The sequence below is a fragment of the Streptomyces sp. NPDC002018 genome (assembly GCF_042890865.1).
Lineage (GTDB): Bacteria > Actinomycetota > Actinomycetes > Streptomycetales > Streptomycetaceae > Streptomyces.
The window spans coordinates 15,870-34,908 of record NZ_JBIASO010000027.1 but is presented as its reverse complement, the minus strand read 5'-3'; the positions used below and the strand labels follow the sequence as shown (position 1 = coordinate 34,908).

General features: G+C 70.4%; 17 protein-coding genes. 10 read left to right on the top strand and 7 right to left on the bottom strand.

From position 1 onward, the window contains the following. Nucleotides 1-49 precede the first annotated feature (49 nt). From ACFYYH_RS31175 to ACFYYH_RS31165, 3 genes are all read left to right on the top strand, one after another. Nucleotides 50-1,015, top strand: coding sequence for an aldo/keto reductase (locus ACFYYH_RS31175; RefSeq protein ID WP_388558244.1), 966 nt, complete (start codon nt 50-52; stop codon nt 1,013-1,015). A gap of 140 nt (nt 1,016-1,155) precedes the next feature. Beyond that, on the top strand, nt 1,156-1,665 hold the full coding sequence (locus ACFYYH_RS31170) for a Dps family protein (RefSeq protein ID WP_388558132.1): 510 nt from the start codon (nt 1,156-1,158) through the stop codon (nt 1,663-1,665). A 156-nt stretch (nt 1,666-1,821) separates the two neighbouring features. Further along, nucleotides 1,822-2,055: a hypothetical protein gene (locus ACFYYH_RS31165; RefSeq protein ID WP_388558129.1), complete on the top strand. Its 234-nt coding sequence runs from the start codon at nt 1,822-1,824 to the stop codon at nt 2,053-2,055. 108 nt (nt 2,056-2,163) lie between these two features. On the opposite strand, the gene ACFYYH_RS31160 is transcribed toward ACFYYH_RS31165, so the two are convergent. The 4 genes from ACFYYH_RS31160 to ACFYYH_RS31145 all read right to left on the bottom strand — a co-directional run bounded on the left by ACFYYH_RS31160 (nt 2,164) and on the right by ACFYYH_RS31145 (nt 7,060). Further along, the gene (locus ACFYYH_RS31160; protein ID WP_388558126.1) at nt 2,164-4,635 is read right to left on the bottom strand and encodes a SpoIIE family protein phosphatase; all 2,472 of its coding nucleotides are present in this window, start codon (nt 4,633-4,635) and stop codon (nt 2,164-2,166) included. Nucleotides 4,636-4,849: 214 nt separating this feature from the next. Continuing rightward, a complete protein-coding gene (locus tag ACFYYH_RS31155) occupies nt 4,850-5,827 on the bottom strand; it encodes a zinc-binding alcohol dehydrogenase family protein (RefSeq protein ID WP_388558123.1) in 978 nt (325 codons plus the stop codon). Between the two features lie 88 nt (nt 5,828-5,915). Continuing rightward, complete coding sequence (locus ACFYYH_RS31150; protein WP_388558120.1) at nt 5,916-6,824, bottom strand: helix-turn-helix transcriptional regulator; 909 nt, start codon at nt 6,822-6,824, stop codon at nt 5,916-5,918. 80 nt (nt 6,825-6,904) lie between these two features. Further along, nucleotides 6,905-7,060 carry an SDR family oxidoreductase gene (locus tag ACFYYH_RS31145; RefSeq protein ID WP_388558117.1) on the bottom strand — a complete coding sequence of 52 codons (156 nt, stop codon included), beginning with the start codon at nt 7,058-7,060 and terminating at the stop codon, nt 6,905-6,907. Between the two features lie 204 nt (nt 7,061-7,264). Here ACFYYH_RS31145 and ACFYYH_RS31140 point away from each other — a divergent pair, with 204 nt between their 5' ends. Beyond that, complete coding sequence (locus ACFYYH_RS31140; RefSeq protein ID WP_388558114.1) at nt 7,265-7,621, top strand: hypothetical protein; 357 nt, start codon at nt 7,265-7,267, stop codon at nt 7,619-7,621. Between the two features lie 148 nt (nt 7,622-7,769). On the opposite strand, the gene ACFYYH_RS31135 is transcribed toward ACFYYH_RS31140, so the two are convergent. Then, on the bottom strand, nt 7,770-8,225 hold the full coding sequence (locus ACFYYH_RS31135) for a MarR family winged helix-turn-helix transcriptional regulator (protein ID WP_388558111.1): 456 nt from the start codon (nt 8,223-8,225) through the stop codon (nt 7,770-7,772). A gap of 161 nt (nt 8,226-8,386) precedes the next feature. Between ACFYYH_RS31135 and ACFYYH_RS31130 the strand changes: the two genes are divergently transcribed. The 4 genes from ACFYYH_RS31130 to ACFYYH_RS31115 all read left to right on the top strand — a co-directional run bounded on the left by ACFYYH_RS31130 (nt 8,387) and on the right by ACFYYH_RS31115 (nt 12,767). Continuing rightward, nucleotides 8,387-9,844, top strand: a complete 1,458-nt coding sequence (locus tag ACFYYH_RS31130) for an MFS transporter (protein ID WP_388558109.1) — start codon at nt 8,387-8,389, stop codon at nt 9,842-9,844. A gap of 267 nt (nt 9,845-10,111) precedes the next feature. After that, nucleotides 10,112-10,693 carry a TetR/AcrR family transcriptional regulator gene (locus ACFYYH_RS31125; RefSeq protein ID WP_388558107.1) on the top strand — a complete coding sequence of 194 codons (582 nt, stop codon included), beginning with the start codon at nt 10,112-10,114 and terminating at the stop codon, nt 10,691-10,693. 372 nt (nt 10,694-11,065) lie between these two features. Continuing rightward, nucleotides 11,066-12,106, top strand: a complete 1,041-nt coding sequence (locus ACFYYH_RS31120) for an NAD(P)-dependent alcohol dehydrogenase (RefSeq protein ID WP_388558105.1) — start codon at nt 11,066-11,068, stop codon at nt 12,104-12,106. Nucleotides 12,107-12,179: 73 nt separating this feature from the next. Continuing rightward, nucleotides 12,180-12,767: a TetR family transcriptional regulator gene (locus ACFYYH_RS31115; RefSeq protein WP_388558103.1), complete on the top strand. Its 588-nt coding sequence runs from the start codon at nt 12,180-12,182 to the stop codon at nt 12,765-12,767. A gap of 83 nt (nt 12,768-12,850) precedes the next feature. Here ACFYYH_RS31115 and ACFYYH_RS31110 read toward each other — a convergent pair whose 3' ends face one another. After that, nucleotides 12,851-14,962: a SpoIIE family protein phosphatase gene (locus ACFYYH_RS31110; protein WP_388558100.1), complete on the bottom strand. Its 2,112-nt coding sequence runs from the start codon at nt 14,960-14,962 to the stop codon at nt 12,851-12,853. A gap of 388 nt (nt 14,963-15,350) precedes the next feature. Here ACFYYH_RS31110 and ACFYYH_RS31105 point away from each other — a divergent pair, with 388 nt between their 5' ends. Continuing rightward, a complete protein-coding gene (locus ACFYYH_RS31105; RefSeq protein WP_388558097.1) occupies nt 15,351-15,602 on the top strand; it encodes a TetR/AcrR family transcriptional regulator in 252 nt (83 codons plus the stop codon). Between the two features lie 24 nt (nt 15,603-15,626). Beyond that, nucleotides 15,627-15,950: a hypothetical protein gene (locus tag ACFYYH_RS31100; protein ID WP_388558241.1), complete on the top strand. Its 324-nt coding sequence runs from the start codon at nt 15,627-15,629 to the stop codon at nt 15,948-15,950. A gap of 92 nt (nt 15,951-16,042) precedes the next feature. On the opposite strand, the gene ACFYYH_RS31095 is transcribed toward ACFYYH_RS31100, so the two are convergent. After that, on the bottom strand, nt 16,043-18,778 hold the full coding sequence (locus ACFYYH_RS31095) for a LuxR C-terminal-related transcriptional regulator (protein ID WP_388558094.1): 2,736 nt from the start codon (nt 18,776-18,778) through the stop codon (nt 16,043-16,045). Nucleotides 18,779-19,039 lie beyond the last annotated feature (261 nt).

Below are 19,039 nucleotides of genomic sequence, written 5' to 3'. Positions count from 1 at the left end.
CGGAATGCTGGGTTCGGCCAGGACGAAGACCACGACGTGGAGGATGACTGTGCGCTACCGCGAACTGGGACGCAGTGGGGTGTCCGTGTCCGAGATCGGTTACGGCGCGTGGGGCATCGGTGAGTCCGCCTGGGTGGGTGCCACGGAGGACGAATCCGTCCGCGCACTGCACCGCGCCATCGACCTCGGCGTGAACTTCATCGACACCGCCCGCGGTTACGGCGAGAGTGAGCGCATCGTCGGCCAGGTCGTCCGCGAGCGGGCCGGCGACGAGGTGCTCGTCGCGACCAAAGTGCCGCCGAAGAACCGTCTCTGGCCGGCGCCCGACGGCCTGGACCCGGCGGAGACATTCCCCGGCGAGCACATCCGCGCGAGCCTGGAGACCAGTCTGCGCACCAGCGGCCTGGACCACTTCGATCTGCTTCAGTTCCATGTCTGGAGCGACGAGTGGGTCGGCCGCGGCGACTGGCTGGAGACGATCGCCGCACTGAAGCAGGAGGGAAAGATCCGCCTGTTCGGTGTCTCCGTCAACGACCACCAGCCCGACAACGCGCTCGCGCTCGTACGCGGCGGCGTCGTGGACAGTGTGCAGGTCATCTACAACATCTTCGACCAGGCGCCCGCCGACACACTGCTGCCGGCCTGCGAGGAGCACGGCGTCGGTGTCATCGTGCGGGTGGCGCTGGACGAGGGCGGCCTCACCGGACGGATCACCTCCGGCACGACGTTCCCCGAGGGCGACTGGCGCAACCGCTACTTCCGTGACGACCGCCCGGCACAGGTCGAACAGCGGGTGGCCGCGATCGTCGCCGAACTCGGCATCGCCGCCGAGGACATCGCCGAGAACGCGTTGCGGTTCGTACTGAGTTCACCGGCCGTCTCCACCGTCATCCCCGGTATGCGCACCGTACGCAATGTCGAACGCAACACGGCGGTGAGTGACGGGCGTCCGCTCGGCACGGACCAGCTCGCCGCACTGGCCAAGCACCGGTGGCAGCGCAACTTCTACGCCTGATCCCCGGCCCGGACGGTCTCGGGGGAACGGGCACAAGCTGCGCGTTCCCCCGTCCGCTGCGACACTGGAGATGACTTGTTCGCCGCATCTCCCCACGCCCGCTCACGGCTCAGGGAGAACGTTCTCCGAGGAGCGAACGCATGGCATCGCGCACTGTTTCTCCCACGGCTCGGCTCTCCGAGCAGGAAGCGGCCGTAGGCTTCACCTCATCCCGCACCCTGGCGGAATCGCTACAGGCGATCCTGGTCGACCTCATCGAACTCCACCTCCAGGGCAAGCAGGCGCACTGGAATCTGGTCGGCCACAACTTCCGCGATCTGCACAAGCAACTGGACCACGTCGTGGACGACGCCAGGGAAGCCAGCGACACGATCGCCGAACGCATGCGCAGTCTGCGCGCCATTCCGGACGGCCGCTCGGACACCGTGGTGGCGACGACCACCCTGCCGAAGTTCCCCGAGGGCGAGCTGAGCGTGGCCGCCGTGGTGGATCTGATCACCACGCGGCTGTACGCGGCGACGGCGACCATGCGACGTCTGCACGACGGTGTCGACGCGGAGGACCCCTCCACGGCCGACATTCTCCACTCGGTCATCGACACCCTTGAACAGCACGCCTGGATGGTCAGCGCCGAGAACCGCAGCGTGTGACAGCCGGCCCACGCCCGGAAGAGCGGCAACATACAAATCCGCAGTTGTCCTGATTTATTCGGCCGATCAGGTGGGATAGGTATCAATACGGTCGAAAAGCTCCCCCATGGGGGCACGCATGCGATGTTCGCATCACCACCCCATGGAGGAGTCCCCATGCGTATCCGTACCGCGCTCGCCACCGCCGCCCTGGCCGCCACCGCCCTGCTGGGCGGCGCCAGTGCGGCGTCCGCCTGTGAGGGCCATGAGGAAGCGACCGCCGCGGCGGGCGGTTTCCACAAGGAGGCCGGCAAGCACTACTACCACAACCTGGGTGGACCCGCCGGAATCACCGAGGGCGCCTCCTCGTCGCACAAGGCCGGCGGATGGTTCGGCTTCCTGGACATCTGAGTCCCGGCCCGCCGCTGGTGCCCGCCCTCTGCGTCACCACGCAGGGGGCGGTCGGCGTTTGCGCCCCGCACTCGTTTGCGCCCCGCACTCACGCACCGCCGCCGGGCCCTACGCGGACACGGGCGTCAGTTCCTGTTCGGCCCATACGGTCTTGCCGTCCGCCGTGTACCGCGTGCCCCGCCGGTGGGACATCTGCGCCACGAGGAAGAGGCCCCGGCCGTCCTCGTCGGTCGTACGGGCGTGACGCAGACGCGGGAGGCTGTTGCTGGTGTCGTAGACCTCGCAGGTCAGGAGCTGGTGCCGGATCAGGCGCAGGCCGATGGGGCCGGTGGCGTGGCGGATGGCGTTGGTGACCAGCTCACTGACGATCAGCTCGGTGGTCATCGCCAGATCCTGGAGTCCCCACTCGGTGAGCTGCCCGACGGCCAGGGACCGGGCGGTGCTGACGACGGCCGGGTCGGTCGGCAGTTCCCAGGAGACCGTCTCGCTCGGGCTGAGGATGCGGGTGCGGGCGAGGAGCAGGGTCACATCGTCGTACGGTGCCGGGGTCGGCAGCGAATCGACCACCTCCGAGCACAGCTCCTCCAGCGGAAGGCGGGGCTGCGCCAGCACGGTGCTCAGGCGTTGCATCCCGGTGTCGATGTCCAGGTCACGGGTCTCGACGAGGCCGTCGGTGTAGAGGGCCAGCACGCTCTCCTCGGGCAGTTCCACCTCCACGGCCTCGAAGGGCACCAGTCCGAGGCCGAGCGGCGTTCCGGCGGGAAGGTCGGCGAAGGTGACCCGGCCGTGCGGGTCGACGATGGCGGGCGGGGGGTGGCCGGCCCGTGCCATCGTGCAGCGCCGGGTGACCGGGTCGTAGACGGCGTACAGACAGGTGGCCCCCAGGACCGCGGCGGCCATGCCCTTGCCGTCGGCGTCCTCGTCGATGAGACGGATGGCCAGGTCGTCGAGGTGGGCCAGCAGCTCGTCGGGCGGCAGGTCCATGTCCGCGAGGGTGTGCACCGCGGTACGGAGCCGGCCCATGGTCGCCGCGGCGTTGATGCCGTGCCCGACGACATCGCCGACGACCAGGGCGACCCGGGCGCCGGAGAGCGGGATCACGTCGAACCAGTCACCCCCGGCACCGTGGCAGCTGTCGGCGGGCAGGTAGTGCGAGGCCACCTCGACGGCGGCCCCGCCGCTCAGGCGCTGCGGGAGCAGGTTGCGCTGGAGCGCGATGGCGGTGGCGCGCTCGCGGGTGTACCGGTTGGCGTTGTCCAGGGACAGCGCGGCCCGGTTGACGAGCTCCTCGGCGAGGAGCAGGTCGTCCTCCTCGAACGGCACCGGATCCTCCGTACGGGCGAAGAGCGCCACGCCCAGTACCCTGCCGCGCGCGCGGATCGGCACATACATACAGGAGTGCATCCCTGTCTCGTGGACCTTCTCGGCCCGTGCCGGGTCCCGGCTGAGCCATGATCCGGGGGAGCTGTCCATGACCGGCTCCAGATAGGACTTCCCGGAGGAGAGGACGCGGGCGAAGGGCGAGCCGGGCAGGACGAAGATCGCCTCTCCCCGTTCCCACAGGGCCTCCGGAGTCCCGGGGCGGACGGATGCCATGCCCGCGCGGCAGACCACGGGGATGCGCCCGTCGGACGGCCCGAGCCTGCTGAGGGGCTCCTCACCGAGGGGGACCGACTCCGCCAGGTCGACCGCGACGAAGTCGGCGAGGAGCGGCACCGCGACGTCGGCGAGCTCCTGCCCGGTCCGCATGACGTCCAGCGTCCTGCCGATCCGCGTGCCGGCCTCGTTCAGGATCGCCAGACGCTCGCGCGCCCGCTCTCTGCGGGTGACGTCCACCCACATGGCGCACACGCCCAGGGGCCGGCCGTCCGCGTCCTCCAGGCGGAAGAAGGAGACAGAGAAGGCGCCTTCCCGGTGCCGTTCCGCCGGCACCCAGGCCCGGAACTCGAGGTCGACCACCGGTGTGCCGGTGTTCAGCACGCGGCGCATCAGCGCCTCGGCCTCCTCGGCCTCGGCGATGTCGGGCAGCGACTCCGTCAGCCTGCGCCCCAGCCGCTGTTCGCGGGGGATGCCGTCCTGTAGCTCCAGGGTGTCGTTCACCCAGGTGCAGCGGAGCTCCAGATCACGGACGATGATTCCGACCGGCGCACGCGCCAGCATCGAGTCCAGCACGGGTCCCTCCGGTCCGTTCGCGGCCCTGGGCGAGAACGCGGGCACACCGCTCGCCGAGACCAGCCAGCGTGTCCTTCCGTCCGGCCCGGACAACGGCGAGACCTGCACACTCGTATCGATCCTGTGGCCGTCGCGGTGGCGCAGCGCCGCGGAGCCGGACCAGCCGCCGCGGGCGGCGGACCGTTCCGCGAAGACCGCCGCCCTCGACGCGTCCTCCGCGGAGAACAGCAGGGTCCCGGCCGGCCTGCCCGTCACCTCCGCCGCCGAGTAGCCGACCAGCCGCTCGGCGGCCGGTGTCCACCCGGTCACCGCCCCGTCCGTGTCCACGACCGCTGTCGCCGCGCCGTCCGTCCACGCCGATTCCTGCATCGCGTCGGTCACCGCGTCGGTCACCGGGTCTGTCACCATGCGCTCAGACTTGTCCACCACGGCCATCCCGCCTGCGAGGTGTCTCCCGGACGGCCGAGGTCGCGTCGGCCGTCCGGCCGAGCTGATCGGCCGACAGCGCGCTCAAAAAAGTCACTATCCCGACTTTAGCACTCTTTGTAGACAATATTCGTTTTGTTTGATCATGGATGAGACCCGCAGGACAGGGGTGCGGTCGGCCGAAGGCGGCGGCCCTTCACACCGTGAGGACGATGCGGCCCGGGACGTGTCCGGCTTCGAGGCGGCGGTGGGCTTCCGCGGCTTCGCTCAACGGCAGTATGTCGAGATGAAGCTTGAGGGCGCCGTTGGCGAGCAGGGGCACCACCGTGTCCGCGGCGGGCCGGGCGGCCTCGGGATGGAGCTGGAAGAAGGGGCCCACCGAGAACCCGAACACCCCGACGCTGTCCAGCCAGAGGCGGTCGGCCGAGAGCGGTCCGTCGGGAGTGTTCGCGGCGTGCCCCACCACGATCACACGGCCGAGCGGTTTGAGGACGTTCAGGCTCGCCGTACGGAGTTCGCCGCCGACGGGGTCGATCACCACATCGACGGGCCGGGATTCCAGAGCCGGGACGAACCGGTCGCTGGTGATCACCTCGTCGAATCCGAGGTGATCGGTGTCCCTCACTCTCCGCCGGGACGACACCGTGCCGGTCACATGGGAGGCACCCAGAGCACGGGCGACCGCCGGGTACGTCGCGGCGAGGCCGCCGGCCGCTCCGTGCACCAGCACCCTCTCGCCCTCCGCGAGACGGGCGATCCGCGTCAGTGACAGATGGGCGGTCGTGGCGTTCGGCAGCGCCGCGACGGCTTGCGCCGGATCGACCCCGCTGCCCTTCAGACCGACCACGAGTGCGGGGTCGGCCAGGGTGACACTCGCATAACCGCCCAGCGACATCTGGGACAGGGTGACGACCGGGTCGCCCACCTCGAATCCGGTGACGCCCGGCCCGAGTTCGCGGACCGTACCGGCGACCTCGAGTCCCGGGACGAACGGCGGGTTGGGTACCCCGGGGTGGTCGGCGAGATCGCCACGCCGGGCGAAGACGTCGACGAGCCCCACGGCCGCGTGCGTCGTGTCGATGGTGAGTTGGCCCGGTCCCGGCCGCGGGTCGGGCAGTTCGGTCTCCGTCAGGGTTTCCGGCCCGCCGTACTGGCTGATGACGATGGCGCGCATGAGTTTTTCCCGCTTTCTTCTTCTCCGTGGGTGCGCAGGGTCGACCGACGGCCGGGGCTCATCGTGTCCGGCCGTGGACAGGACGACGTCAGCGCTTGTGGTGTGTCAGGTCCTCGGCTGTGCTTCGGCTCTTCGGCCGCGCTTGCGCGAGGGAGGCGGGCGACTCCGCCCATCCGGCCAGCAGGTGCAGTGCCCTCTCGGAGGGTGAGCCGGGCTCGGCCGTGAAGACGGTCAGCAACTGATCGACGTCATCGGGGACGCCGAGCAGCTCGTACGCCAAGGTCAGCTCCCCGACCAGCGGGTGGCGAAATGTCTTGGCACCGTGTGTGTGCTGGTGCACGTCGTGCCCGGCCCACCAGGTGCGGAACTCGGGGCTCGCCAGCGACAGTTCACCGATCAGCTCGACGAGCAGCGGATCGTGCGGGCTCCGGCCGCCGTAGAGGCGCAGCGAGGCGACGGCCTGCGACGCGTTGCGTTCCCAGTCGGCCAGCAGATCGCGTGCGCTCGCGTCGAGGAACAGGTACCGGGCGAGATTGCGCTCGCGGGCGGGCATCGCGTCGAAATCGGTGTACAGCGCGCGGGCGGTCCGGTTGGCGGCGAGGACGTCGGTGCGACGGCCGAGCACCATCGCCGGTTTCGGCTCCAGTCCTTCCATGATCTGCCGTACGGCGGGCCGGACCCGCTGGGGCGGCAGTGGCCGACGGCGTTCCCGCTGCCGTTGCGGCCGGGCCAGTCTCAGCAGATGCGTCCGCTCGACCGGGTCCAGCCGCAGGGCGCGTGCCACGGCGTCGAGGACCTCCCGCGACGCGTTCACTCCCCGGCCGCGCTCGAGGCGGATGTAGTAGTCCACGTTGATCCCCGCGAGCCGGGCGACCTCCTCGCGGCGCAGTCCCCTCACCCGCCGCACCCCGGCGCCCGGCCCCAGTCCTGCCTCTTCCGGGGTGATCCGAGCGCGGCGTGAGCGGAGAAACTCCCGCAGTTCCTCGTCTCGCTCCATGCGTCCACACTAGGCCGGGCGGATTCGGCCCGAGCGGCCGAAAGGGGGCCGGTGAGACCCCCTCGGCCCGGTGCGGGGGATCAGGACGCGGAGGTCAGGACCGGGGAGGGGGCCGTGGTGCCCCAGCCGCCGTCGACCGCGAGGGTCTGCCCCGTGACATAGGCGCCCTGCGGGGAGCTGAGGAACAGGACGGCGGCCGCGATGTCCTCGGGTTCCCCGACCCGGCCGAGGGGCACCTTCTCCAGCGTTCACCGTTACGGCCGACCTGGCGGGCGGCCCTCACCACGCGTCCGCCGGGCATGCCGCTGGCTCGTTCTCCCTCTTTCCCTGCCTTGTTGAACATGCAAGTATTCCGCCCGGCTGCCGATCCCGGCGGCCATATGTCCGCCGGGCACGGCCGTGGCGCCCCCGTCATCCTGCCCACCGTGAAGGGATCCCGTATGACCGCACGTACCAGGAAGCTCGCCGCCACCGCGGCGACCGCCGCCGCGCTGGTCGCCGTCATGGGCGGGGCACAGCCCGCCGCCGCGACCGGCCCCTCCGCCGCCTTCTACACCGGGGCCGGCCAGACCGGCACCAAGATCCCCGTCGACCTGTCCGGCACCGGGACCTGCCAGGCCCTGCCGCAGCCGGTCCTGTCCGCCACGAATCTGTCCGCCCAGGACATCGATGTCTACTTCAACGCGGACTGCCGGACCGGAGCCCCCGGCACGACCAGCGACCTCTACTACCGCCTGGGCAGCCTCCACAACGGCGACTTCGGCTTCCCCGCGGTGAGTTACCGGGTCCACCCCTGATCCCGCCCCGCCCTGTACGGGCCTCGGCCCCGCACCTGAGCAGGCCTCGGCCCCACATATGACGGCGCCGCACGGCCCTCCGTGCGGCGCCCGCGCGTCCATGGCCCGACGGCCCGCCTCCGGCCCGGCCCGGCGGATCCGCCCGGCCTCACTGGCGCGGCCAGGGCCTGCCGCCGAGGCGTTCGATGTCGGTGTTGAAGCGCTTCAGATAGGCGGCGAAGGCGGCGATGTCCTCTTCCGGCCAGTCGGCCATGACCCGGTCCAGGGAGCGCACGATGCCCTCCCGCTCCTGATCCAGGACGCGTGCGCCCTCCTCCGTGAGGCGGAACTTGCGGGCCATGCCACCGCCGGGGTCCGGGATGCGCTCCGCGAGTCCGGCACGCACCGTCGCGGCCGTCTGCCGGTTCAGGGTGGACGCGTCGAGCCCGAAGGCGTCGCTGAGTTCACCGATCGACATCGGTCCCTGCACCTGTATACGGCTGAGCAGGATGTAGGCGCTGCGATCCAGTACGGCGTCTTTCCGTCGTCCGCCCCTCTGATTCAAGAACGTGTGGCGGCTGAGCAGCATCTGCTCGTACTCGACCTCGTGCGTGGCCCCGGCCATGCGTGATCGCCTCCTGCCTCTCTCGCCGGGCCATCATCGCACCGCGTCCGGACGACCCGCACTCCCCGCTCACGCGTATGAATCATGCATGCAAAGTGCTTGTTGCACATAGTATGTATGATGCACAGGTTGTTTTCTGATGGCACTGTCATAGGAGTCCCATGGACGCCCCACAGCACACATCCCGCTCGGGTGGCGTGGTCGCCACGCTGGCGTTCGCAGGCACCACGGCGGCGATCATGCAGACACTGGTCACGCCGCTCATCGCGGAGCTGCCGCAGATCCTGCACACCACGTCGTCGAACGCCACCTGGGTGATCACCACCACGCTGCTCGTGGCGGCCGTCTGCGTTCCGGTCGTGGGCCGCCTGGGCGACCTGATCGGCAAGCGCCGCATGCTCCTCGCGTGCTCGGTGCCGCTGATCGCGGGCTCGGTGGTGTGCGCCCTCTCGTCCTCCGTCGTGCCGATGATCATCGGGCGCGGCCTGCAGGGCATGGGGATGGGGATGGTGCCGCTGGGCATCGCCCTGCTGCGCGATGTCGTTCCCTCGGAGAAGCTCAGCTCGTCCATCGCGCTGGTGAGCGCCTCCATGGGTATCGGCGGCGGCCTCGGCCTGCCGATCGCCGCGGCGGTCGCCCAGTACGCGAACTGGCGGGTGCTCTTCTGGGGATCCGCCGCACTGGCCACGGTGATCGCCGCGATGATCTGGTTCCTGATCCCGGATGTGCCGGCCGGCGCCAAGGGGCAGCGTTTCGACGCGCCCGGCGCGCTGGGCCTCGGCGCCGGTCTGGTCTGCCTGCTGCTCGCGATCTCCAAGGGAGCCGACTGGGGCTGGGGTTCGGCGACCACACTCGGTCTGTTCGTGGCCGCCGTCGTGTTCCTGGCCGGCTGGGGCGCGTGGGAACTCCGCACGACCGACCCGCTGGTCGACCTGCGCACCACGGCCCGCCCCCGGGTGCTGCTCACCAATGTCGCCTCGATCTTCGTCGGTTTCGCGATGTACGCCAGCATGCTGGTGATGCCCCAGCTTCTACAGTTCCCCGAGGCCACCGGTTACGGCCTGGGGCAGTCGATCCTGGCGTCCGGCCTGTGGATGGCACCCGGCGGCGTGATGATGATGATCGTCTCCCCGTTCGGCGGCAGGATGACCAACGCGTACGGCCCGAAGGTCACTCTGCTCTCCGGGGTCCTGGTCATCGCCGCGGGCTACGGACTGTCCCTCGCCCTGATGGGGTCCGCGTGGGGAATCATGCTGGCCATCATGGTGATCAACAGCGGTGTGGGCCTCGCGTACGGCTCGATGCCGGCGCTCATCATGAGTTCCGTCCCGCTCTCGGAGACCGCCGCCGCGAACAGTTTCAACACGCTCATGCGCTCGCTCGGCACCTCGGTCGGCGCGGCCGTGATCGGTCTGGTCCTCTCCCAGATGACGACCAGCGCCGGCGGCCGGAGCATCACGTCCGAGAGCGGTTTCCGCACGGGGCTGCTGATCGGCTGCGGCGTCGCCGTGCTCTCCGCCGCGATCGCGGCCGTCATCCCGGCCGTACGCGCTGTCGCGGCCGGCACGGAAAAGAGCCAGGCGGCCCCCGAGCCGGAGAAGTCCGCCGTCGAGGCGTGAGCGGCCCGGTGGCGGCGCGCGGTCGGTGAGTGGCTGGTGATCCACGCCGTCCCGGGCGCCGGCACCGGGCACGCGCCCGCCGCGCGCACCACCTGCCGCCGAAGCGGATCTGGCGACCCTCGGATGCCGCCGAAACGGATCCGGCGGCCCTCGCATGCCGCACCCCGCCGCATGCTCTTGAACGTCAAGTCAAGTACGTGGATGAGCAAGCGCCCAAGCAGCGCCTCTTTAATTGACCATACGTTCCATATAACGTAGGGTCGCGCCATGGCGAGGGTCAGGGAGTTCGACACGGAGGCCGCCGTGGAGGCCGCCATGAACGCGTTCCGCGTCCGCGGCTTCGAGGGGACGTCCGTACAGGACCTCATCGACGCCACCGGGGTGGGGAGAGGATCCCTGTACGCGGCGTTCGGCAGCAAGGAGGGCCTGTATCTGGCCGCCGTCGACCGGTACCGGCAGAACTACGCCCTGCCTCTGATCGACATCTTCCGGAGCGGCGCCCCGGTCCGGGAGCTGATCCGAGCGGTCCTCGTGGACCTGGTCGACGACATCGTGAACGACGGCGACCGGCTGGCCTGCCTCATCGTGAGCGCGGCCACGGAACGCGTTCCTCACGATCGCGTCGTCGCGGAGCGTCTGCGCTCCACCGTCGACGCCCTGGAGGACGCGCTCACCGAGGTGATCAGCCACGCGCAGGCGAGTGGTGAGATCTCGAGCAACCGCCCCGCCGGCGACCTCGCCCGCTTCTTCGTGATGACCGCCCAGGGGCTGCGCGTCATGGGCGCCATCAACCCCGACCGGCGGTTCCTCATGACGACCGTCGAGGTCGCCGTGGCGTGCTTCGACTGACGCACCGAGTCGCGGCGCACAGAGGCGGGAGCCCGCCTGGCACAGCCACCGGAATCCGGTGGACGGGTCGCCCCCCCGCCCTCGACCTGCTGGTCCTCTCCCCCGGCCGGACACTCGCGATCACCGGAGCCGCGGACGAATCCGCTCCCCCGCGGCGGCGCCGGAGGACGGCTGGTCCACGCACTCCGATCCGGCCCACCGGTCACGGGTTCCGGCGTGTGCCATCGGCATAAACAAACTAGTTCGTTTGACTGGGATGCCCGGGAGCGTTACGTTCCCCTGAGGCAACGAACCAGTTTGTTTTTCGCCTGTGAACCGCGGTCCGTGTCCCAGGCGGCCTCGTGGTCGCGGGCGACGGAAGGAATCCACCTCATGAGGAACGTCAGCGGATGGGCCGCCCACCAGCGGGGCGGCCCCCTGGAACCCTGGAACTTCACCCGGCGCGACCTCCTCGCCGACGACGTGGCCGTACGGGTCGCGTACTGCGGAGTCTGCTTCACCGACATCTCCGCGATCCGCCACGGCAGCCAGTTCCCCCTCGTTCCCGGCCACGAGCTGACCGGAGAGATCACCGCGGTCGGCAGCGCGGTGACCCGGTTCGCGGTCGGCGACAAGGTCGCGGTGGGCAACATCATCGACTCCTGCGGAGTCTGCCCGCCCTGTCTGGCCGGCCGGCAGAACTGGTGCACGGAGTTCCCCACCCTCACCTACGGCAACACCGACCGCCGCGACGGCGGTCCGACCCGGGGCGGATACTCCTCCGAGTACGTACTGCCGCAGGGATTCGCCTACCACCTGCCGCCGGAACTCGACCCGGCCGGCGCCGCGCCGCTGATGTGCGCGGGCATCACCACCTACGCCCCGATGAAGCGCTGGGGAGTGGGCCCCGGAAAGACCGTCGGCATCGTCGGAATGGGCGGGCTCGGCCATCTCGCCCTGAAACTCGCCCACGCACTCGGAGCCGAGACCGTCCAGTTCACCCGGACCAGGGACAAGGCCGCGGAGGCCCGGAGCCTGGGCGCGGACGACGTGGTCCTGTCCACGGACGAACAGCGGATGGCCGCCCAACGCGGCCGCTTCGACTTCATCCTCGACACCGTCGGCGCACCGCACTCGCTGGAGCCCTACCTGTCCGCGCTCGCCATGGACGGCACCCTCTGCCTGGTGGGCATTCCCGACGAGGACATCAGGGTCAGCCCCCTGAGCCTGATCCAGGGCGCGAAGACCCTGGCCGGCGCCGGCAGCGGCGGAACGGTCGAGACACAGGAGATGCTCGACTTCTGTGCCGAGCACGGCATCGTCGCCGATGTCGAGATCATGCGCCCCGACCAGGTCAACGAGGCTCTCGACCGGCTCGACCGCAACGACGTCCGCTACCGCTTCGTCCTCGACATGGCGGCACAGCGTCCGTGACCGTCCCGCCGGGACACCGGAGGGCGCCTGGCCCCGCGCAAGTAACGAACTGGTTTGTTTTATCATGGAGTCCATGAAGACCGGACAGATCACCAGCGTGGGCCAGGCGTCGCGGCGTCGTCTGCTCGACGCCGCGACGGCCGAGTTCGCCGCCTACGGCATCGCCGGCGCGCGCATCGACCGCATCTCCGCCAACGCGGCAGTCAACAAGGCGCAGATCTACAAGTACTACCGCAGCAAGGACGAGCTCTTCGACGCCGTCTTCGCGGAGCACCTCGACATGATCGTGGAGACGGTCCCCGTCACCGGCGACGATCTGCCCGGCTACGCGGTCCGCCTCTACGACTCCTACCTCGTCCATCCGGAGCTGGTCCGCCTGGCCACCTGGGCCCGCCTCGAACGCACCCCCACCGGCGATCTGTTCCACTTCATGCCGGGGCACGACGACACCAAACTCCGGTCGATCGCCGACGCGCAGGAGAAGGGCCTCGTCGACCCGTCCGTCTCCCCGCTCGAAGTCCTCTCCCTCGTCACCGCCATGTCGATGACCTGGTCACCCGCCAGCGTCATGTACACCGCAAGCAAGGAAGAGGCCGAGGCCGAACACGACCGCCGCCGCGCAGCACTCGCCCTGACCGTCCGGCGCGCCTTCGCACCGTGACCGCCGTGGGATCACGAACAGGGCAGGGGGCAGGGGCAGCCGCAGCCGCAGCGGACGCGACCGCGATCCGTGGGGCCTTGAGGTCATCCACCTGTTTCCTGCACATGGATGAGGAGCAGGGCGATGTCGTCGCCGCGGATCTCCGACCGCTCGGCGTCATGGACGAGGGCGTCGGCGAGGGTTTCCATCTTCTGGCCCTTGGCTCGCGCGAGACGCTCGGCGAGGGCGTCGGTCGCGTCGTCGAGATCGATGCCGGGAGCCTCGACGAGTCCGTCGGTGTACAGGGCGAGAACGGTGCCCGGAGGCAGGGGGATCTCGCTCGACGGATAGGTGGCGGCGGGATCGACGCCGAGCAGGGGCCCCGGCGGGACGTGGAGAACTTCGGCGTGCCCGTCGGGGTGGCGCAGGATCGGTGAGGGGTGGCCGGCGGTGGCCAGGCGGCCCTGGTGGCGCAGCAGGTCCAGATGGACATGCAGACAACTGGTGAACAGACCGGGGTCCAGGTCGGTGAGCAGCCGGTTGGTACGGGCCAGGACCTCTCCCGGCGGCACGCCGGCGGAGGCGTGGACGGCGGTGCGCACCTGTCCCATGAGGGCGGCGGCCTTCACGTTGTGACCCTCGACATCGCCGATGGTCGCGGCGGCGGCGCGGCCGCCGAGATGGATGAGGTCGTAGAAGTCGCCGCCGACGTCCATGCCATGGCTGGCGGGCAGATAGCGGGCGGCGACCTCCAGACCGGGGACGGCGGGCAGGATCTGGGGCAGCAGACCGGCCTGGAGGCCGTGGGCGAGGCGGTGCTTGGCGTCGTACAGACGTGCGCGGTCCAGAGCCTGGGCGACCAGTCCGGCGACGGAGATGAGGCAGGTCCGCTCCTCCTGGGCGAAGGGGTGGGGCCGGTCGTACGCGAGCACCAGCGAGCCGACGGTACGCCCGGAGGTGATCAGCGGCAGGAAGGCCCAGGCACCCTTGCCGTCCCGGAGGACCGCCGGAGGATGCGCCCGCCTCAGCTCCTCGAAGGTGGCGAAGAAAGCGGGTACCCCGGTGGTCAGGACACGCGCGGCGGGGGTGGTGGAGGTCAGCGGCGCGACGTCGAACTGATCCATGAGTTCGGCGGTGTACCCCAGGTGGCCGACGATCCGCAGACGGCCCTCCTCCGCGGTCATCAGGGCGAGTGCCTGGGCCCCGAAGGCGGGCAGCAACTGGTCGGCGGTCCGGTCGACCACGTCCTGCACGCTGACGGCCTCGGTGAGCGTGGCGGCCAGATGCATCAGGTGGTACAGGGCTCCCGCCCGGCCGGGCTCGGCGGCGGGCGCGGGCCGCAGTACCCCCGCCGGGTCCGCTGCTCCACGGTCGGCGGGAACGATGCGGAGGCTGACCCCGGAACCGTCCGGGTAGAGGTGGAAGGACAGATACCGGTCCGGTGGGCGCACGGCCGTGAAGGACGTCGGCTGCCAGCTGATCATGGCGCCGCGGCAGCGTTCTTCGACCACCGGTCCGTCCAGCCACGGCAGCGCCTGCCAGATGGGGGCACCCAGCAGTTCGGGGACGCTGCCGCCGAGGAGGTCGGCGGCAGCGGTGGTGATGAAGGCGATCCTGCCGTCCAGGGTCAGCGCGCAGGACCCTCCTGGAAGTCTTTCCGCGAAGTCGACCGCGGCCTGCGCCTCGGCGGGCCAGGCGGTGCGCGGCCGATGCGGCGGCAGCACCCGAGGCTTGTCCCCGACCGGCAACGGCAGGCCGTCGGCCTCGGTCTGCCGCAGCAGCCGGCCCAGGGAGCCGCAGACGGTGTCGATCGCATGGCGTTCGGACGGACTCAGGTGCGGTGGGTGGGAGCCGGGCCAGTGCAGCACCAGTCCACCCCAGGCGGTGGCGCCGGTGGTGATCGGGGCGGCCGCCAGCATGAAGCGGAAGGGAAGCATCAGGGCGAGTCGTGGGTAGCGGCACGCCAGCTCCTCCTGGCCGCTCAGCCACACCACACGGCGCTCACGCACGGCGTCGGCCACCGGTGAGCGGTCCGTCAGCGCCACCCGCGTCCAGGGTGTGGCGATCTTCCGCGAGATCCCGCAGAGCGCCGCGAGCCGCAGCACACGCTCGCCCGGCGGCAGCACGTACACCGCGCCCACGGACGCGCCGATCTCGCGCACCACGTGGACCAGACCGCTGTCGAGCGGCTCCGCGCCGGAGCCCAAGGCACCCACAGAACCACTGCCCGCGGGGCCCACGCCCTCACCTTCTCCCGGCCGCCGACTCCGGCGAGAGGACACCGAAGCGAACATATCGGGCATCACCCATACAAGAAAACTACACCCGCCCCGTGATGCCGACACTCGACCGGAGGGCACATCCGGCAGGCGCCCATCCCCGGCGGACTCCGCTCCGGCCGGCCCCGAACCCCGTCCTGACCGCCCCGCCCGACCGACGTCATAGCACTCTTACATTGAGGTAAGAGCACTCACACACCGTCGATGGCGTATGTGTCCACACTCGTGGATGGGTAAGCCGACGGGCCGGGCGTGCCGTCGTTCACACCCGCGCGAACCGGCCTCACCGGGACAACCCGGCGGCGCGGCTATCTATCCTGGCCGGATGACCGACAACCCAGCCGTGCGCGACATCGCGCCCCGCAAGCGGGACTCGGCGGCCACCAAGCGAGCCATCCTCGACGCGGCCCGGGAGGTCTTCACACGCTCGGGTTACGCCGCGGCGGGCATGCGGGAGATCGCCGGCCTCGCGGGCATCGACCCACGGCTGATCAGCCGCTACTTCGGCTCCAAGGAAAAGCTGTTCACCCAGGTGGTCGAGGAGGCCTTCGCCGACCACCTGATGATGACGCCGTAGGCCAACGCGGAGACCGCCCGCTCACTGCTCGCGGATCCCACCCGGGCCCACGACGACGGACTGCTCCTCACCCTGCGCTCGGCATCGAGCGAACGCGCGGTGGAGATCATGCGCGACAGCCTGGAGAAGAACTTCCGGCGCGCCCTCACCGACGAGCTCACCGGCCCGAACGCCGCCGCCCGCGCCGCCCTGCTCGTGGCCATCTGCAGCGGCGTCCAGTTCATGCGCAACATCGTCGGCAACAGCGCCCTGCTCGACGGGGATCCCGAGATCCTGGCGCCTTACCTCAGGTCGGCACTCGACGCCGTCGCCACCGCGCCGTCCCACTCCCCGCACACGGTGAGGTAGCCAGGAACTGTTCGGCCGGCGCCGCCGTCGTGCAGTGGCCTCAGCCCCTCGGCACCGAGGCGAAGACGGAGACTCCGGGCGGTCCCGCGTGGTCAGCGGTCCCCGGCCTCCTCGGCGGCTTCGAAGAGGCCAAGTGTGAGAACGTTCCGGAGTTCTCCCCGACTGGTCACACCGGTCTTGCGGTAGACGCGGTGGAGGTGGTTGTCGACGGTACGCACCCCTATGCCCAGCTGACTCGCGATGTGCCGGCTGCTCTGTCCTGCGGCGGCGAGGCGCGCGATGTCACGTTCCCGGTCGGTCAGTTCGGGGGTCCAGCAGGCGAGGACAGCGGGTGTCATCACGCCCTCGCAGCGTTGCGCGAGTTGAAGGCAGCGGTCGGCGGCCCGTTGCGCGTGCACCGTGTCTCCCTCGCGTGACCACAGACGCGCCGCGTGTGCGGCGGCCTCGGCCGCGTGCAGATACATGCCGGCGCTCTGGAACGCCGCGCAGACCCGCTCCATGGCGGACGCGTCGCGGTCGGCGAAAGCACCGGCGTGCTCGGCGTAGATCCTGATGTGCGGGGTGTCGCAGAGGGCGGCGAGTTCGACGAGCCGGCCGGAGACGGCCGCGGACTGCCCGAGGCGCACCGGCAGGTGCAGCAGCTCCGCCTCCCACAGCAGGGCCTGCTGGTGCCGGGCGTCCCCGGCCGTGAGCAGCGCCTGCCGGGCGGCGTCGCGGAGACGGCCCTGAGCGGCCAGGATCCACGGCTGGGCCATCCGAAAGGCCAGGATGTGGAGGATGCGGTAGGACCGCACATGGGCGAGATGGGCCTCGTCGAGCAGGGCCTGCGCCTTGGCGGCGTTACCGGTGAGCGCTTCTACGGTGGCCCACTCACCGAACAGCAGCGCCTGCTGGCCCCAGGTGGTGTCGTCGCGCAGTGTGGAGGCCGCTTCGCGCATGTGCCGCTGGGCCGATCGCAGATGTCCCCGGCGCGCGGCGATCCTGCCGAGGTAGAACTGCCAGGCACCCTGGCCGCCCACCCACCCGGAGTCCTGTGCCCGCTGGTACTGGGCGACAGCGCTTGCCTCGGCCTCGCTCAGCCGTCCCGAGAACGCCTGGGCGTTGGACTGCCAGCTCAGCAGACCGGCGCGCAGGAAGGGTATGTCGTCCTCGCCCGGCAGAAGGGCCAGTGCCGCTTCGATCGTCCGTAACGCGGCGTCCGTCCGCCCGTGGCAGAAATGATCGATGCACTCGGCGTAGCGCGTCCTGACCATCGTCCGCGGGTTCGGTGACGCGCACTGCCGGGCGCGGGTGACGGCCCGCGTGTACGCCGGCCAGTCGGCCTGCGTCGCGAGCAGGACGGCTTGGAGGGCGGCCAGTTCGGCGCGCGCGGTGTCATCGGTCATCGTCTCTTCCGCATGGCGCAGCAGTTCCAGGGCGTCGCCGGGCCGGTCGAGGGAGAGATACATATTGGCGGCCCGCAGTTGCACCGACCGCAACTGATCGGCCTCGGGTGTGACGGTCTGCGACAGGCCGCTGTGAACCTGCTCCGCCTGCACACCGTGCCCGGTGTAGCCGAGCGCGACGGCCAGGGCCCGCCGGGCCGGCTCACCGCCCCCGGCGTCACCCGCCGCTCGCGCCAGCCGTGCCGCCAGGGTGAAGTCCATGGTCAGAACGGCATGGTCGGCCGCGGAGAGGAGGAACCGCGGATCGGTGAGATCGCCGGCCTCCAGACGCCAGCCGCCGACGCGGGCCAGATCCTCGCGTCGGCGCATGCCTGTCCGCCCGATCGCCTCGGCCAGCTCCCGGCAGTGGCGCCGCCGCCGGTGAGGGGGCGTCCGCCGGCGCAGTACCTCACCGTAGAGGGAATGAGCCAGCCTCACCTGGGTGCGCCAGCCGTCCTCCTCGCTCACGATCAGGTCGCGGCGGTGGAGTTCGTCCATGACCGTGGCGCCGGTGAGTTGTTCGAGGACCGTGACACCGAGGGGCTCCCCGAACGCCAGGAGTTCCGCGGCACGCTGCACCGGCGCGGTGAGCCGCCCGATGCGCCGGCCCACCAGGTCGACCAGACGGGTGCTGAGCTGGAACGGTCCCTGCCAGCGCCACACGTCCGCCACGACCGCCAGTGTCCCGGAGGCGAGTCCCGCGTCGACGAGCTGCTGCAACCACAGCACATTGCCGCCGCTGCACCGCCACAGCCTGCGCGCGGTCGCGGTCTGCACCTGCCCGCGCAGCGTCCGTTCCAGCAGGCGGCCGACGGAATCGGCGCTCAGCGGCGGCAGATCGACCCGGTCCGCGTAGTTTCCGCGTACCAACGCCTCGACGGCGTCCGGCAGCGGTACACCGGAACGCGCGGTGAGAACGATCCGTATGCCGCCCCGTACGGCGAGATGCAGCAGGAGAGAGGCCGAACCGTCGTCGAGCAGATGTACATCGTCGACGAACAGGGTCCGCTGTGCGTCCTGTACGTTCACCGCCGGGTCGGCGAGCAGTCCGTCGGCGAGGACGCGCAGCAGATTGGGACGCCCGTCGGCCGTGGGCAACGTGGTCGGTAACAGGTGCGCCAGGGCACCGAAGGGAATCCCCGCGACGCTTCCGGTGGCCGACGCCGTCAGTAATCGCTCCGGTGACGGAGCGGCCCCGGACAGCACTTCCCGGGCCATCCGCGTCTTGCCGACGCCGACAGGACCCGTGATCAGCAGCGCGGGCCGGGCCGAGTCCTTCATCAGCGACGACAGCTCGGCCAGCGTTCCGTCCCGGCCCGTGAACGGCCAGGAGGGAGGGGACAGATGGGCCTCGTGTACGGAGGATCCCGGCGATATCGGATGCTGCTCTGCCCGGTCTTCCATCGGTGACCCTTCCGCGTGGATCAGCCCCGCCCGCGGGGCCCGCGGGCCCGCCGCCGTCGGACTGAGTATCGCATTACTCACGACATGACACCGCCTCAAAGATAGGTTTCACACCGCTCGCGCATGACGCACGGAACCATTCCTGACCTGGCTGCGGAATTGACACGTCCAGGGGAAATCCCGATGAATTCGAACTCCACATCACCGGTCCTGGCTGCGCATCTCCCCCTCGTCGAATGGGGGTCATCCGATGGAATGCCG

What these genes read in the sequence shown, in the direction of transcription:
- ACFYYH_RS31170 (WP_388558132.1), top strand. Translation starts at nt 1,156, where the DNA reads ATGGCATCGCGCACTGTTTCTCCCACGGCTCGGCTCTCCGAGCAGGAA.
- ACFYYH_RS31165 (WP_388558129.1), top strand. Translation starts at nt 1,822, where the DNA reads ATGCGTATCCGTACCGCGCTCGCCACCGCCGCCCTGGCCGCCACCGCC.
- ACFYYH_RS31160 (WP_388558126.1), bottom strand. Translation starts at nt 4,635, where the DNA reads ATGGTGACAGACCCGGTGACCGACGCGGTGACCGACGCGATGCAGGAA.
- ACFYYH_RS31155 (WP_388558123.1), bottom strand. Translation starts at nt 5,827, where the DNA reads ATGCGCGCCATCGTCATCAGCCAGTACGGCGGGCCGGAAACCCTGACG.
- ACFYYH_RS31150 (WP_388558120.1), bottom strand. Translation starts at nt 6,824, where the DNA reads ATGGAGCGAGACGAGGAACTGCGGGAGTTTCTCCGCTCACGCCGCGCT.
- ACFYYH_RS31140 (WP_388558114.1), top strand. Translation starts at nt 7,265, where the DNA reads ATGACCGCACGTACCAGGAAGCTCGCCGCCACCGCGGCGACCGCCGCC.
- ACFYYH_RS31135 (WP_388558111.1), bottom strand. Translation starts at nt 8,225, where the DNA reads ATGGCCGGGGCCACGCACGAGGTCGAGTACGAGCAGATGCTGCTCAGC.
- ACFYYH_RS31130 (WP_388558109.1), top strand. Translation starts at nt 8,387, where the DNA reads ATGGACGCCCCACAGCACACATCCCGCTCGGGTGGCGTGGTCGCCACG.
- ACFYYH_RS31125 (WP_388558107.1), top strand. Translation starts at nt 10,112, where the DNA reads ATGGCGAGGGTCAGGGAGTTCGACACGGAGGCCGCCGTGGAGGCCGCC.
- ACFYYH_RS31120 (WP_388558105.1), top strand. Translation starts at nt 11,066, where the DNA reads ATGAGGAACGTCAGCGGATGGGCCGCCCACCAGCGGGGCGGCCCCCTG.
- ACFYYH_RS31115 (WP_388558103.1), top strand. Translation starts at nt 12,180, where the DNA reads ATGAAGACCGGACAGATCACCAGCGTGGGCCAGGCGTCGCGGCGTCGT.
- ACFYYH_RS31105 (WP_388558097.1), top strand. Translation starts at nt 15,351, where the DNA reads ATGACCGACAACCCAGCCGTGCGCGACATCGCGCCCCGCAAGCGGGAC.
- ACFYYH_RS31095 (WP_388558094.1), bottom strand. Translation starts at nt 18,778, where the DNA reads ATGGAAGACCGGGCAGAGCAGCATCCGATATCGCCGGGATCCTCCGTA.